The following is a 14,518-nucleotide window of genomic DNA, read 5'->3' as shown; positions in this document are numbered from 1 at the left end:
CCGACTCTACTTGTTGCGCTTGCGCGCGGCGCCCGTCACCTTCGACGGCGCCTCCGGGACGCGCTCGGGCGCGCCGAGCACCTGGGCCCGCACCTGCTCGGCCGGCAGATGGGAAGTGTCCGCCATGACACAGGACACGAAGGCCAGCTCCGCCAGGGCCCGGCGCGCGCGCTGCCGCATCGCGGGGTCCTCCGAGGACAGGACCTCGGTGGCGGAGGCCACGTAGCTGCTCGCAAGTGACTCGAAGAGGTAGACGCGGTTCTCGATGGTCGTATCGGCCTTCTTGCCCATAGGGCCCAGACACTAGGCACACCCGGGTTGGCGGCGGCACCCCCCATGCCGCAAGTTGGTGTGAAACCCGGCACAGGTCGCGTATGGGAGACATTCACCCCACCCCGGAGCCCGCCGTGATTGACCTGCACTCGCACACCACCGCCAGCGACGGTCAATATGCCCCCACGGAGCTGCTGGCCCGCGCGGCCGCCGCCGGGGTGACGGTGCTGGCGGTGACGGACCACGACACCGTCGCGGGGCTGGCCGAGGCCGCGGAGGCGGCGCGCGCCCACGGCGTGGAGCTGGTGCCCGGCATCGAAATCTCCGCGTTCATCCACGGACGCGAGTGCCACATCCTGGGCCACTTCCTGCGGCCGGACGACGAGGACATCGCCCGCTTCGCCGACCGGCTCCGCCTGGAGCGCGAGCAACGCATGGAGGCCCTGCTGGAGCGGATGCGGCAGCTCGGCTACCCGGTGCGCATGGAGCACGTCCGGGCGGTGGCCGGTGACGCGCAGCTCGGCCGCCCCCACCTGGCCCGGGTGCTGGTGGACAGGGGGTGGGTGGTGGACGTGAAGGAGGCCTTCGACCGCTTCCTGGGAACGCGGGGCGCCGCCTGGGTGGAGCGCTTCAAGTTGGACGGCGAGGACGCCATCCGCCTCATCCGCAAGGCGGGCGGCACGGCCACCCTCGCCCACCCGGGCTCGTCGCGCATGGAGCGGCTCGAAATCCGCGCGCTCGCGCAGCTCGGCCTGGCCGGCCTGGAGGTCCTCCACGAGGACCACAACCCCAGCGTGCGGCAGAAGTACCTCGCCCTGGCGAAGGAGCTGGACCTGGTCCCCACCGCCGGCAGCGACTTCCACGGCGAGGCCATCTCCGCCGAGCACCGCCTGGGCTCCGCCTCCATGCCGCCCGAGCTGTTCGCCCGGCTCAAGGCGCGCGCCCGGGCCTGAGCCGCCGCAGGCTCGCAAAAGCGTAGAATCCTGGAATTTGCTAGGCTCTGGGCCTCCATGGAGTGCCCGAGCGAGACGACACTGAGCGACTTCCTCGAGGGGGCGCTCCCGGACGCACACCGGACGCGCGTGCTGGCCCACGTGGAGGGCTGTGAGCGCTGCCAGGAGCACCTGGCGCTGGGCGCCAGTGTGTCGGAGGCCGTCTCCCCGCTGGCGGAGGGGCCGCAGGTCGCCGCGGGCACCCACCTGTCACGCTACGTGGTGCGGGAGCGCATTGGCCGGGGCGCCATGGGCGAGGTGTACGCGGCGTACGATCCGGAGCTGGACCGGCGGGTGGCGCTGAAGCTGCTGCGTCCGGAGGGCCGGCAGTTGGAGGAGCTGCGCCTGCGGCTGCTGCGCGAGGCCCAGGCCCTGGCCCGGCTGGCCCACCCGAACGTCGTCACCGTCCACGACGTGGGCGTCTGCGGCGACTGCGTCTTCCTGGCGCTGGAGCTGGTGGAGGGCGCGTCCCTGGCGGAGTGGCTGACGGCGCCGCGCCCCTGGCGGGACGTGGTGCGCGTCTTCATCGACGCGGGCCGGGGGCTCGCGGCCGCCCACGCCGCCGGGCTGGTCCACCGCGACTTCAAGCCGGGCAACGTCCTGGTGGGGAACGACGGGCGCGTCCGGGTGACGGACTTCGGGCTGGCGCGTCCGTCCCACCGCCGGGTGCCGGGCCGTGGCGCCACGCCGGCGCGTCCGCCCGAGGCGGCGACGTCGGGCTCGCTGGTGGACTCGCCGCTGACGCACTCGGGCGCGCTGCTGGGCACGCCCGCGTACATGGCGCCCGAGCAGCTCCAGGGCCACGACGTGGACGCGCGCTCGGACCAGTTCAGCTTCTGCGTGGCGCTCCATGAAGCGCTCCACGGGGTGCGCCCCTTCGAGGGCCAGACGCTGGAGGCCCTGGGGCAGGCCGCGCGGGAAGGCCGCATCCGCGCGCCGGAGCGCGAGTCGAAGGTCCCCGCCCGCGTGAGGAAGGCGGTGCTGCGCGGGCTCCGCGCCCTGCCGGAGGAGCGCTTCGCGTCGATGGAGGCGCTGCTGGCCGAGCTGTCGCCACGCGCCAGCCGTCGCCGCGCCTGGGTGGGGGCCTCCGCCGCCGTGGCCTGCCTGCTGGGGCTCACCGTGGGCTATGTCGCCGCGCATCGGCGGCAGGCCGGCTGCGAGTTGGAGGCCGCGCGGCTCTCCGCTGTCTGGGGGCCGGAGCGCCGGGAGCGGATTCACGCGGCCTTCCTCGCCACGGACAAGCCCTTCGCCGCCGCCGCATGGGAGGCGGTGGCCACATCGCTGGACCGTCACGCGGAGACCTGGCGCACGCTGCGCACCGACGCGTGCATCGCCTCGCGTGACGACGCCAGCGCCTCGTGGCAGACGGCGGCGTGTCTGGACACCCGGCTGTGGGACCTGGCCGCCGTGGTGGACGTGCTGGAGACGGCGGACGCGCGGACGGTGCAGAACGCGCCGCGGATGGTGGCGTCCCTGGAGGGCCTGTCCGGCTGCCGGGACGCGCCGGAGCTGGCGAACCGGCCCCAGCCTCCAGAGGCGCTGAGGCCGCGCGTGGACGCCGCGCGGCGCAAGCTGGCCGAGGCCCGGGCCCGCATGGACGCGGGCAACCACCCCGGCGCCCTGGAGGTGACGACCGCGCTGCTCCAGGACCTCCAGGGGCTGGACTACCGCCCGCTGGAGGCCGAGGTCCTCACGCTGCACGGCTATGCGCACGGGCTCGCCGGCAGGCCCAGGGAGGCCGAGGAGCACCTCTACGAGGCGCTGTGGGCCGCCGAGGCGGGCCGCGACGACGAGACGGCGGCGCGCGTCTGGAATCTCCTCCTGTGGGTGGTGGGCGACCAGATGGCGCGCATGGACGAGGCGAACCGGCTGGTGCACCACGCCCGCGCCGCGGTGGAGCGCCTGGGACGCGAGCGCTTCCCGCACATCGCCACCGACCTGCACCTGCGCATGGGCGGCCTGCTGCTGGTGCAGGGCAAGCTGGATGAAGCGGACGCGGAGTACACGCAAGGGCTCGCGCTGGCGCGAAGGACGGCGGGCCCCTCGCGCCCGCGCGTCACCTACTTCCTCACCGGCCTGGGGCGGGTGCGCTCGCGGCAGCTCCGCGCGGAGGAGGCGCTGGCGCTCTTCCGCGAGGCCCAGGCCCACGCGTTCCAGGAGCGCCAGTGGAGCCCCGAGCACCCGGTGCTCGCGCTCAACCTCAACAACATCGCCACCGAGCTGATGTACCTGGGCCGCACGCAGGAAGCGCGGGAGACGTTCCAGCGCTCGCTGGCGCTGCTGGAGGCCGCGCGCGGCGAGGACCATGCGAGCCTGGCCGCGCCGCTCAACAACCTGGCCGGCCTGCTGCGCCGCGAGGGCCGGCTGGACGAGGCCCGGAGCCACTACGCGCGGGCCCTGGCCATCTTCGAGCGCAGCAAGGGGCCGGACCACCCGAGCACCGTCACCGCGCTCGGCGGCCTGGGCATGGTGGCCTATGACTCGGACCGGCTCGACGAGGCGCTCGCCCACAACCAGCAGGCGCTGGAGCGCATCCAGCGCAGCGTGGGCGAGGACTCCCCCCGCCTGGAGATGTCGCTGCGCAACCTGGGCCTCATCCACCTGCGCGCGGGCCGGCCCGCGGCGGCGCGGCGCAGCCTGACGCAGGCGCTGAGCCTCCTCCAGCAGGTGAACGGCGCCGACAGCGTGGTGGCGTGCGGCGTGGAGCGGGACCTGGCCCGGGTGGACCTGGAGACGGGCGCGTTCCGGGCGGCGCTCACCCGCTGCCAGCGGGCGCTCACGCTGGATGAAGCCGCGCAGGGCGAGGACAGCCCGGACGTCGCCCTGGACTTGGCCTGCCTCGGCGAGGCCCACCTGGGCCTGGGCGCGCCCGGGCGGGCCGCGCCGCTGCTCGAACGCGCGCGGCGCATCCATGCCCGCGCGTGGCTGGACCGGAAGGAGGCGGCGCGGGTGTCCTTCCTGCTCGCCCGGGCCCTGTGGGAGCGGCCCACGCCGGATGAACGGGCGCGGGCCTCGGCGCTCGTCCTGGAGGCGAAGGCGTGGCTGGAAGCCCAGGGCCCGCGCGCCCGGCGCGAGCACGAGGAGCTCATGGCCTGGCAGGCACGGCACCTCCCCCGCGTGAGCGAGGTCACCCGATGAGCCCGGCTCCGGGCACGCTGACGGCGCTGCTGCTCGCGGGGGCGCCCGAGCCGCTGCACGCGGCGCTGCGGTCCACGCCGGCCGTGGAGTCGCTGCTGACGGACCTGGTGGCCAGAGGCCGCGCGGCCTGGCCCACCGTGGCGGTATCTCCAGAGGCCCTGTTGCACCACGTGGGCCGGCACCTGCGCGAGCAGGGGTGCCCGCTGGACGCGCTCCGCCAGCTCCACGCCGAGGACGTCCACCTGGCGTGCGCCTGCGCGCGAGGCGAGCCGCACGCGCTGGCGCTCTTCGAGAAACACGTCCTCCAGAAGGCGGCGGCGCGGCTGTCCCGCCACAGCGCGGCGCAGGTGGACGAGGTGCTCCAGGTGACGCGCCAGCGGCTGCTCTTGGGCGCCCACGGCGGCGCGCCGAAAATCGCGGAGTACTCCGGCCGGGGCTCGCTGGGCGGCTGGGTGCGCATCGTCGCCTCGCGCATTGGCGGGGAGCTGCTGGCGCGGGCGGGCCGCCACGAGCAGGCCTCCACGCCGCCCGAGGCCCTGGAGCACCTGCTGTCCCGGGACGACCCCGAGCGCAACGTGCTCCAGGCCCACTCGCGGCGGGCCCTGTCGGAGTCCCTCCAGGTGGCGCTGGAGGCGCTGTCCGAGCGGGAACGCGCCCTGCTGCGGCTGCACCACCTCCACGGCCTCACCATGGACCGCATCGCCACGCTGTACGCGGAGCCGCGCTCCAGCGTGGCGCGGCACGTGGCCCAGGCCCGGGAGCGGCTGCTGAAGCGGACCCAGCGCGAGCTGGCCGCGCGGCTGAAGCTGGACGGGCGCGAGGTGGAGAGCCTGCTGGGGCTGGTGGTGAGCCGACTGGACCTGAGCCTCCACCGGCTGATGGGCTGACGCGGCGCGGGCCCGGCGCCGATTCGGGCTGCGGGCCCGGCACAGGCAATGCCATCATCCGCGGGAACCCCTTGGACGATGAGGCCCACGACGATGGCGCAGAAGAAGGCGAAGGCGAAGCGAGCGGACCGCGACCTGGAGAAGACGTACCCCCGCAAGGACTTCGTCGCGAAGCTGCGGCGGCTGGCGGACGCCCTCGAGGCGGGCAAGGCCTTCAGCATCCAGGTCGCCGGCGAGCGCCTGCGCATCCCCGCGGACGCGCTCTTCAACATCGAGCACGAGCGCGAGGACGGCGTGGACGAGGTCGAGTTCCAGCTCCGCTGGCAGCGCGAATGAGCGTCAGCTCCGCGTCGTCTTGAAGCGGCTGGTGACGGCGGTGAGGCCCTCGGCCACCGCCTGCAGGTCCTGGGCGATGCGGGTGGTGCGCCCCGTCGCGTCCACGCCCTGCTTCACCAGCTCCGCGACGTTGCGGGCCCCCTGCACGGCCTGCTCGCTGGACTGCCGCTGCTGACGGGTGGCGATGGTGATCTGCCGCGCCGCCTCGCTGGTGCCACGCGCCAGCTCGACGATGCGCTGGAACACGGAGGAGGCCTGCTCCGCCACCTCCACGCCCCGGTCACTGGTGGCCATGCCCACGCGGGCCTTGGCCGCCGCCTCCTCGCCGGAGTCCTGCACCTTCTCCACGATGCGGGCGATGTCGCGCGCGGAGGCGGACACGTTCTCCGCCAGCTTGCGCATCTCCGCGGCCACCAGCGAGAAGCCGCGCCCCACCTCGCCCGCCTTGGTGCCCTCCAGCGCCGCGTTCAGCGCCAGCAGGTCGGAGCGCTCCGCCACCTGGTTGATGACCTGGGCAATCTTCGACACCTGCTGCAGGTCCTGGTTGAGGCCGACAATCGCGTCCGCCACGCCCTTGGACTCGGTGCGGATGTCGTTGATGCCGGCCACCACCTGCGCCACCACCGCCATGGCCTCCGCCACCGCCTCGTGGGTGCGCCGCGCGCTCGACTCCACCACCTCCGTGGAGCTGGAGATCTGCTCGGCGGTGCGGCTCAGCTCCTCGAACGTGGCGGCGATCTGCTGCGCGTAGGCCGCCTGCTGGCTGATGACGTGCTCCTGGTCCGCGGACGCGCCCAGCAGGCCGCGCGACGCGCCGGAGAGCTGCTCCGAGCGCGACACCATCTCCATCACCGAGCCGCGCAGCGTGCCCAGCATCTTGTTGAAGGACTGCGCCATGAGGCGAATCTCGCCCGTGGCCGGCACGTCCAGCTCCCCGCGCGACATGTCGCCCCGGGCCACGTCCCGCACCACCTCCGTCACCCGCGCCACCGGCTCGGCGATGGCTCGGCTGATGAACAGCGACAGGGCCAGCCCCAGCACCAGCGCGCCCGCCAGCCCGGCCAGCGCCGCGCCGCGCAGGTCATCCACCGAGCTGAGCGCCTCCTGCACGCCGAAGCCCGCGACGTAGACGCGCTCGCCGCTGGCGCAGCGGACCGACACCTCCTCGCGCCGCGTGGCCGTCGCGCAGCCCTCCGCCCCGTCCACCCCACCCGCGCGGACCTCCGGCGGAATCACGCCGCGCGCCTGGAGCACCTCGCCCTCCGCGGACAGCAGGCCCTGATAGCGCAGGGTGAAGCCGCCGCGCTCGCTCACCGCCTCCGGGGCCTCCAGCAGCGACAGCACCTCCCCCACCCGGGCCATGGACCGCGGCGAGCCGTCCGCGGTCAGCAGCGCGGGGTGCTGCGACATGAGCCGCGCCACCACCCGCACCCGCTTCTGGAGCAGCTCCAGGGTGACGTCCCGCTGGTGCATCGGGAAGTACACGACGCAGAAGCCCACCACCGCCAGGCAGGGCACGAGCACCGCGATGGCCACCTGCGTCCGCAAGCCGAGCCGGCCCCACATGCCTGTCGCCTCCCCGGTGAGAAAGTTCCACGCCGGATGGATGCCGGACGTCCTCGGACGGTAGGCGCCCCTTCGCGGAGCGTCAAACCGCCCGGCCGGACCGGGGCCATGCGGGCGGCTGATCCACGCCGGGCCCGCACCGGGGTGGCATGAACACCGCTTTTCGCCGTTATCTCAAGGGGTTGGCGCGCCGCCCCCTGGACTTTCCCTTTGACATGGCGCGCGCGGTGTCATTAGGTTCCGCGCGCGATGACTCCGACTCCCCTCACGCCGTACCTGCCGCTGGCCATCGTCCTGCTGCTGGCGGGTGGCATGGCGATGCTCATTCCCCAGATCACCACGCGGCTGGGTCCCCGCCGCCCGAGCGCCATCAAGTCGACCAGCTTCGAGGCCGGCTCCGAGTCGAGCGGCCCGGCGCGGCAGCGCTTCGCGGTGAAGTTCTACGTCGTGGCCCTGCTGTTCATCGTGTTCGACGTGGAAGCCGTGTTCCTGTACCCCTGGGCGGTCAACTTCCAGGCGCTCGCGTGGTTCGGGTACGTGGAGATGCTGGTTTTCGCGGCGACGCTGGTGGTCGGCCTTATCTACATCTGGAAGAAGGGCGCCCTGGACTGGGAGAGCTGAGACATCATGGCTGACGCTGACCTCGCAAACATCGTTACCACGCGCCGCGACGAGTCCATGGGCTGGCTCCAGTCCATCGTCTCCAAGGGCCTGGGCTGGGCGCGCAAGTACTCGCTCTTCACCTACCCGTACGCCACGGCCTGCTGCGGCATGGAGTACATGTCCGTGGCCGCCAGCCGGCACGACATCTCCCGCTTCGGCGCGGAGTTCCCCCGCTTCTCGCCGCGTCAGGCGGACCTGCTGATGGTGGTGGGCACCATCAACCTGAAGCAGGCCCCCATCCTCAAGCGCGTCTACGAGCAGATGGCCGAGCCCAAGTGGGTCGTGGCCTTCGGCGTGTGCGCGTCCTCGGGCGGCTTCTACGACAACTACGCGGTGCTCCAGGGCATCGACCGCATCATCCCGGTGGACGTCTACATCCCCGGCTGCCCGCCGCGCCCGGAGCAGGTGCTGGACGGCCTGATGCTGCTGCAGGACAAGATTGGCAACCAGGTCCACCGCATCGCGGACCGCGAGGAGGCCAACCCCACGGCCGCGCGGCACAACCTGCTGCTGTCCATGAACAAGTAACGCGCCCCACGCGCGGTACCGCCGGGGCCCCGCCGCTCCCCGCCTTCATCGGTGGAAGCGCCGGGGCCTTGGTATTTCTGGCGCCTCCGCGCGGCCCTGCACGCCGTCGAACCACGCCTCCAGCGCCAGCGCGTCCGGCCCCTCACAGTCGCCCTGGCAGGCGCGCAGCACGGTGCCGTTGGCCTGGGGCCGGTCCACCCACCAGCGCTGCCCGTCGAAGGCGCCCACGTCCTTCTCCTGGAGGATGCTGGCGTGGGCCGCGGGCCCCATCTCCACCACGCCATCCGGGCGGATGCGGTACGCGTCGAAGGAGCGGGGCGCCCCCGGCCAGTGCCCCGGGTCGAACACCTCCGGCAGCACGTGGGTGAAGCCCGTCTCCGCGTACAGCGCCAGCGGCGCCAGCGCCTCGCCGCGCAGGAGCGGCACCAGCGACACGCCGTCCACGCCCGACAGGCGCGGCAGTCCGGACAGCTCCAGCAGCGTGGGCCCCACGTCCACCAGCCGCACCAGCGCGTCCACCAGCGCCGGCGCCTCCCCCCGGCCCCCGGGCGGCTTCACCGCCAGGAGGATGCGGTTCTCCTCCTCCGACAAGCGCGCGCCGTGCACGGGCGTGGCGCCGGCCAGGTCCGCGCGGTCCGCGTGGAAGCTCTCGCCGTGGTCCGACAGCAGGAGGATGAGCGCGTCGTCGTAGCGCCCGGCGCGGCGCAGCGCCTCCAGCAGCGCCCCCACCTGCGCGTCCGCCTGGGCAAGCAGCTCGTCGTAGAGCGCCTCCGCGCCCGCGCGGTTCCAGCCGCCCTTCGCGCCCGGCGTCACCGGGGCGAAGTGCATGCGCAGCCGGCGCTCCAGCGGCTCCGACGCCGGCACGAAGCGGCGGTAGAAGGGATGCACCGGGTCCCCCGGGAAGTGCGCCGCCGTGGCGTGGAAGGCGAACAGCGTGGGCCCCTGGCGCGCCTCGTCCACCAGCCGCGCCGCCAGCCGCTCCGCGTACCCCATGGGGTCATGGATGCCGGCCAGCGCGCGGTTGTCGATGAACTCCGGCACCCACGCGGCGCCCAGCGCGTGGTCCGCGAACAGGCCCAGCGCGCGGTAGCGCAGCTTCTCCAGGAGGAAGTTCACCGCGCCGCGCGGGGGCTGCAGCCGCTCCGCGAAGCCGGACGCGGGCCCCTCCGCGTGGAAGCGCGAGCAGTCGGTGGCGAACACCGTGCGCCACCCCGCCTCCGAAAAGGTCTCCGCGAAGGTGCGCTGGAGCTGCATCCGCGAGTCGGACGTCAGCGAGTAGCGCACGCCCGTCTCGTGCGGCCACCGCGCGGTGAGCAGCGAACGCCACGCCGGCTCCGTCTGGGCAATGGGCGTGTACGCGCGGGTGAAGAGCGTGGCGTCCTCCAGCAGGCGCTCCACGTGGGGCGCCACCTCGCCGGAGCCACCTTGGGACCTCAGCCGGTCCGGCCGGAAGGCGTCGATGCCGATGACCACCACCAGCGGATGCCGGGGCGCGTCCCGACCAGCCACCCCCTGCCCCAGCAGCCACAGCCCCAGCAGGCCCGCCAGCGCCGCGCCGCCCCACAGCGCGCGCCGCCCCTGCTTCGAGCGGACCACCCACGCCGCGCCGTGCGCCACCAGCCAGACCGCCACCACCGCGCGGGGATGCCAGGGCTCGCCGTGCTCCACCAGCCACGCCAGCAGCGGCCGCACCGCGGGCAGGTCGTCGAAGAGGGCCGGACGCGCGATGGCCCGGTCCCACGCCAGCAACAGGAAGAGCAGGAGCCCCTGCCCCAGCGAGGCCCCCGCGCCACCGCGTCCCCAGGCGCGCGCCAGCAGCGTGCCCGCCGCCGCCAGCGCCAGGCCGGCCACCGCGTACACGGCCGCCACCCGCAGCAACAGCCCCGGGACGACGGGCCGCATGGCCGCCATCAGCGCCGCGTAGGGGCCGTCCACCGGGATGTCCATGCCCACCACGCCCGAACGGAGGAGCAGCCACGACTCACCCGCGAACAGCAGCACGCCCAGCACGGCGCCCACGAGCAGGCGCGGCCACCAGGAACGGAGGATGCCGGAAGGGGGGGATTCGGGCATGACCTGCCCTTCTATACCCGAATGCAACAGGCGCGTGCCGGCCGGACGACCGCCCCCTCCAGGGCGCGCGTCCCCGGGGGCGCCGCGGAATGGCGGCCTTGACTCCGTGGCGACGGGTGGCCGGCAGGGGCCCCGCGCCGTGGTGCCCGGCGAGCGGCTGCCCGTGGCCACCTTCGCACCCAGTGTGGGACAGCCCCGGGCCGTGCTCGCGGCCGGCTGATCCACCCCCTGTCCGGGCGGCCAGCCACCCTGCCGCCGGGTTTCGCGCAACGCCCGCTTCTGGGCCTCCTAAGTGGGCTACATGGTTGAGGGTTTACGTTGACGCACCCGCCGAGGGCTCCTTATAAAGCCGCGGATTCTTCTCCCTTAGTCATTGGGGCCCCCTTGAGCACTTTCGCGTTGGACAGGGTCTCCGCCCAGCTCCCAGAGGCTGTGGCGGATCGCTACGTGGACCGGACCGGAGGCGCCTGGGCCGTCATCCATGCGGACTCGCTCCCGAAGGTCGCCGCGTTCCTGAAGAACGACCCGGAGCTGGAGTTCAAGCTGTTCGGCTCCATCGACGCCGTGGATCGGCTGCACCTGGCGGAGAACGACCCTCGCTTCGAGGTCGTCTACTTCCTCTATTCCATCAAGCGGCACGAGCACGTGCGGCTCAAGGTGCGCGTGAGCGAGGCCAACCCGGTGGTCCCCACCCTGGTGCCGCTCTTCCGGGGCGCCAACTGGTGGGAGCGCCTGACCTTCGACTTCTATGGCATCCGCTTCGACGGTCACCCCGACCTGCGCCGCATCCTCCTCTACGACGAGTTCGAGGGGCACCCGCTGCGCAAGGACTACGCGCTGCGCGACCGGCAGCCGCTCATCCCCGAGCGCCCCATCAAGGACATCTTCCGCGGTCCCGGTACCAGCGGGCTCTCCTGAGCGAGGACGGACATCATGGCTGACACCCTCAAGCCCGAAGCGCCGAACCCCGACACCGACGCGTACGCCCACGAGTCGGAGCTGGAGGCCCACCTCCAGACCAAGCGGATGGTCATCAACATGGGCCCCTCCCACCCGGCCACGCACGGCACCGTGCGGCTGAAGGTGGAGCTCGAGGGTGAGACCATCGTCAAGATCGACCCCGAGATCGGCTTCCTGCACCGCGGCTTCCAGAAGAGCTGCGAGAACGTCACGTGGACGCAGTGCCTGCCCTACACGGACCGGCTCAACTACCTGTCCGCGATGATGAACAACTTCGGGTTCCTCAACGCCGTGGAGAAGCTCATCGGCCTGGAGATCCCCGAGCGCGCCCAGTACATCCGCGTCATCGGCTCCGAGCTCCACCGCCTGACGGACCACCTGACGTGCGTGGGCGCCACCGGCCTGGAGATGGGCGGCTTCGCGCCGTTCCTCCTCGCCATGGAGTTCCGCGAGCTCATCCATGACCGCACCGCCGAGCTGACGGGCGCGCGCCTCACCACCAGCTTCGGCCGCGTGGGCGGCAGCAACCGCGACCTGCCCGAGGGCTGGATTCCGCGCGTCCACAAGACGCTGGACCAGGGCCTGGCGCTGCTGGACGAGATGGAAGGCCTGCTGACGAACAACCGCATCTTCGTGGACCGCACGAAGGGCACGGGCGTCATCAGCGCCGAGGACGCCATCGACTTCGGCTACACGGGCCCCGCCCTGCGCGCCTGCGGCATCGACTACGACATCCGCAAGACGAAGCCGTACTGGGTCTACGACCGGTTCGACTTCGACATCCCGCTGGGCGAGCACGGCGACAACTACGACCGCTACCTCGTCCGGCTGGAGGAGATGCGCCAGTCCATCCGCATCCTGCGCCAAGCGATGGACACCATCCCCGCGGGCCCCATCATCGTGGACGACTGGCGCATCGCGCTGCCGCCCAAGCCCGAGGTCTACGGCACCATCGAAGGCGTGATGTCCCACTTCAAGCTGGTGATGGAGGGCATCCAGGTGCCCGCCGGCGAGGTGTACGACGCCACCGAGGCCTCCAACGGCGAGCTGGGCTGGTACCTGGTGAGCGACGGCCGCGGCCGTCCGTACAAGGTCCACGTCCGCGCCCCGGGCTTCCCGGTGCTCGCGGCCGTCCCCCACATCATCGAAGGCAAGATGCTGGCGGACCTCATCCCTACGTTTGACACCATCAACATGATCGGCGGCGAGGTCGAGCAGTGAGCGACAACGACACGAAGAAGCCCACCGGTGATGCGCAGCCGCCTCCGAAGGGGGCGCCCACGGACACGCCCGCGGCCAAGATTGGCCCCGAGCCGTCCAACCCGCCCGCCGGCGCCAAGGTGGACAATCCCCCCGCCGCCGCCAGTGGCCCCACGGGGACGCCGCCGCCCAAGCCGCCCGCGGGCCCTCCGCCCAAGCCGGCGCCGAAGAACCCGGGGTTCATCACCGCCACCATCGACGGCAAGGAAGTCGTGGTGAAGCCGGGGACGAACATGATCGAGGCGGCCAAGCTGGTCGGCTCGGACATCCCCTACTACTGCTACCACCCGCGCCTCTCCATCGCGGCCAACTGCCGCATCTGCCTCATTGAAGCGTCCAACGCGCCCAAGCTGGTGCCCGCGTGCCAGACGCCCATGGCGGAAGGCCAGGCCGTCAAGACGACGACGCCCAAGGTGAAGGAGCAGCAGCGCGCGGTGATGGAGTTCCTGCTGCTGAACCACCCGGTCGACTGCTCCATCTGCGACCAGGCCGGTGAGTGCAAGCTGCAGGACTACTACATGAAGTACGACTACCGGCCCTCGCGCCTGGAGGGCACCAAGGCCCTCAAGAACAAGCGCAAGGTGCTGGGGCCCCGCGTCGTGCTGGACCAGGAGCGCTGCATCATGTGCACCCGCTGCGTGCGCGTGATGAACGAGGTGGCCCAGGAGCCGCAGCTCGGCGTGTTCGGCCGCGGCAGCCACGAGCGCATCGACGTGTTCCCGGGCAGCGAGCTGAGCAGCAACTACTCGCTCAACACCGTGGACGTGTGCCCGGTGGGCGCGCTGCTCAGCCGCGACTTCCGCTTCAAGGCGCGCGCGTGGTTCCTGTCCGCCACCCCGTCGGTGTGCACCGGCTGCTCGCGCGGCTGCACCACCTACGTGGACTGGATGTCGCAGGACTCGTACCGCTACCGCCCGCGGGAGAACGAGGCCATCAACAAGAGCTGGATGTGCGACGAGGGCCGGCTCACCTACAAGTACCTGAACGTGGGCCGCGTGCTGCAGGCGCAGGTGGGCCGCCGCGCCAGCCGCGCCGCCGGTGAGGCGGAGCCCGTCACCACGCGCAAGGAGGCGGTCCAGGCCGCGGCCAAGGCGCTGCGCGCGCTCCAGGGCGGCAAGCAGCTCGCGGTGCTGGCCTCGCCGCTGGCCTCCAACGAGGACCTGCTGGCCGGGCTGAACTTCGCCAAGAGCACGCTGGGCGTGTCCACCGTGTACGTGGGCGGCCGCGCTCCGGGCGCCGCCGACCACTTCCTGATGACGGCGGACAAGAACCCCAACCGCAAGGGCCTGGAGCTCATCGCCAAGGGGCTGGGCCTCAAGCTGGAGACCTTCGACGCGCTCACCACCGCGCTGACGGCGGGCAAGGTGAAGGCGCTCTACGCCATCGGCACCGAGGTGCCGGGCGACGTGGACGCCTTCGCGGAGGCCGCCGGCAAGCTGGACGTGTTCGTGGCGCAGGCCTTCACCGAGTCCGCCATCACCGCGCAGGCCACGGTGCTGCTGCCGGCCTCCGTGCACGTGGAGGACGAGGGGTCCTTCGTGCAGCAGGACGGCATCATCCAGCGCTTCCGCAAGGCGTACCCGCCCAAGGGCGACGTCGTCCCCGGCTGGGAGTGGGTGCGGGAGCTCACCCGCGAGCTGGGTGGCGAGTCCACCTGGAAGCGCGCGGTGGACGTGTGGCGCGAGCTGGCCGGCAAGGTGGCCGAGTTCGCGGAGTTCAACTGGGAGAAGGCGTCTCCGGCGGACCGGGAGAAGCCGGGCATCAATCCGCTGCCGGCAGGTGCCGACGGTCGCCCCGCCGGGTACCGTGAGTTCGGCACGCCTCGGGTGAGGGGTATCTAGT

General features: G+C 72.6%; 12 protein-coding genes. 9 read left to right on the top strand and 3 right to left on the bottom strand.

Going from position 1 to position 14,518, the window contains the following annotated elements; translation table 11 throughout:
- Window positions 1-6: 6 nt before the first annotated feature.
- Window positions 7-291 (bottom strand): hypothetical protein, encoded by a 285-nt coding sequence (locus MYMAC_RS13575; RefSeq protein WP_013939318.1) that lies wholly within the window; start codon window positions 289-291, stop codon window positions 7-9.
- Between the two features lie 116 nt (window positions 292-407).
- Between MYMAC_RS13575 and MYMAC_RS13570 the strand changes: the two genes are divergently transcribed.
- From MYMAC_RS13570 to MYMAC_RS13555, 4 genes are all read left to right on the top strand, one after another.
- Window positions 408-1,226 (top strand): PHP domain-containing protein, encoded by an 819-nt coding sequence (locus tag MYMAC_RS13570; protein WP_095961574.1) that lies wholly within the window; start codon window positions 408-410, stop codon window positions 1,224-1,226.
- 57 nt (window positions 1,227-1,283) lie between these two features.
- Window positions 1,284-4,403: a tetratricopeptide repeat protein gene (locus MYMAC_RS13565; RefSeq protein ID WP_095958388.1), complete on the top strand. Its 3,120-nt coding sequence runs from the start codon at window positions 1,284-1,286 to the stop codon at window positions 4,401-4,403.
- Window positions 4,400-5,290: a sigma-70 family RNA polymerase sigma factor gene (locus tag MYMAC_RS13560; protein WP_095958387.1), complete on the top strand. Its 891-nt coding sequence runs from the start codon at window positions 4,400-4,402 to the stop codon at window positions 5,288-5,290. The genes MYMAC_RS13565 and MYMAC_RS13560 overlap by 4 nt, the downstream gene beginning before the upstream one ends.
- A gap of 93 nt (window positions 5,291-5,383) precedes the next feature.
- Entirely contained in the window at window positions 5,384-5,626 is a 243-nt protein-coding gene (locus MYMAC_RS13555) for an amphi-Trp domain-containing protein (protein ID WP_013939314.1), read from the top strand.
- A 3-nt stretch (window positions 5,627-5,629) separates the two neighbouring features.
- Here MYMAC_RS13555 and MYMAC_RS13550 read toward each other — a convergent pair whose 3' ends face one another.
- Complete coding sequence (locus MYMAC_RS13550; protein WP_095958386.1) at window positions 5,630-7,192, bottom strand: methyl-accepting chemotaxis protein; 1,563 nt, start codon at window positions 7,190-7,192, stop codon at window positions 5,630-5,632.
- A 249-nt stretch (window positions 7,193-7,441) separates the two neighbouring features.
- Between MYMAC_RS13550 and MYMAC_RS13545 the strand changes: the two genes are divergently transcribed.
- Window positions 7,442-7,813 (top strand): NADH-quinone oxidoreductase subunit A, encoded by a 372-nt coding sequence (locus tag MYMAC_RS13545; protein WP_095958385.1) that lies wholly within the window; start codon window positions 7,442-7,444, stop codon window positions 7,811-7,813.
- 6 nt (window positions 7,814-7,819) lie between these two features.
- Window positions 7,820-8,383, top strand: coding sequence for an NADH-quinone oxidoreductase subunit B (locus MYMAC_RS13540; RefSeq protein WP_013939311.1), 564 nt, complete (start codon window positions 7,820-7,822; stop codon window positions 8,381-8,383).
- Between the two features lie 45 nt (window positions 8,384-8,428).
- On the opposite strand, the gene MYMAC_RS13535 is transcribed toward MYMAC_RS13540, so the two are convergent.
- Window positions 8,429-10,456 carry a sulfatase-like hydrolase/transferase gene (locus MYMAC_RS13535; protein WP_095958384.1) on the bottom strand — a complete coding sequence of 676 codons (2,028 nt, stop codon included), beginning with the start codon at window positions 10,454-10,456 and terminating at the stop codon, window positions 8,429-8,431.
- Between the two features lie 399 nt (window positions 10,457-10,855).
- Here MYMAC_RS13535 and MYMAC_RS13530 point away from each other — a divergent pair, with 399 nt between their 5' ends.
- The 3 genes from MYMAC_RS13530 to MYMAC_RS13520 are packed head-to-tail and all read left to right on the top strand — an operon-like array spanning window position 10,856 to window position 14,517.
- Window positions 10,856-11,374 (top strand): NADH-quinone oxidoreductase subunit C, encoded by a 519-nt coding sequence (locus MYMAC_RS13530; protein WP_043710897.1) that lies wholly within the window; start codon window positions 10,856-10,858, stop codon window positions 11,372-11,374.
- 15 nt (window positions 11,375-11,389) lie between these two features.
- A complete protein-coding gene (nuoD, locus tag MYMAC_RS13525; RefSeq protein WP_013939308.1) occupies window positions 11,390-12,637 on the top strand; it encodes an NADH dehydrogenase (quinone) subunit D in 1,248 nt (415 codons plus the stop codon).
- On the top strand, window positions 12,634-14,517 hold the full coding sequence (locus tag MYMAC_RS13520) for an NADH-quinone oxidoreductase subunit G (RefSeq protein WP_095958383.1): 1,884 nt from the start codon (window positions 12,634-12,636) through the stop codon (window positions 14,515-14,517). The genes nuoD and MYMAC_RS13520 overlap by 4 nt, the downstream gene beginning before the upstream one ends.
- Window position 14,518: the final 1 nt, after the last annotated feature.

Origin of the sequence: Corallococcus macrosporus DSM 14697, from assembly GCF_002305895.1 — a bacterium.
Taxonomy (GTDB): domain Bacteria; phylum Myxococcota; class Myxococcia; order Myxococcales; family Myxococcaceae; genus Myxococcus; species Myxococcus macrosporus.
This window is presented reverse-complemented; position numbering and strand designations above follow the sequence as displayed.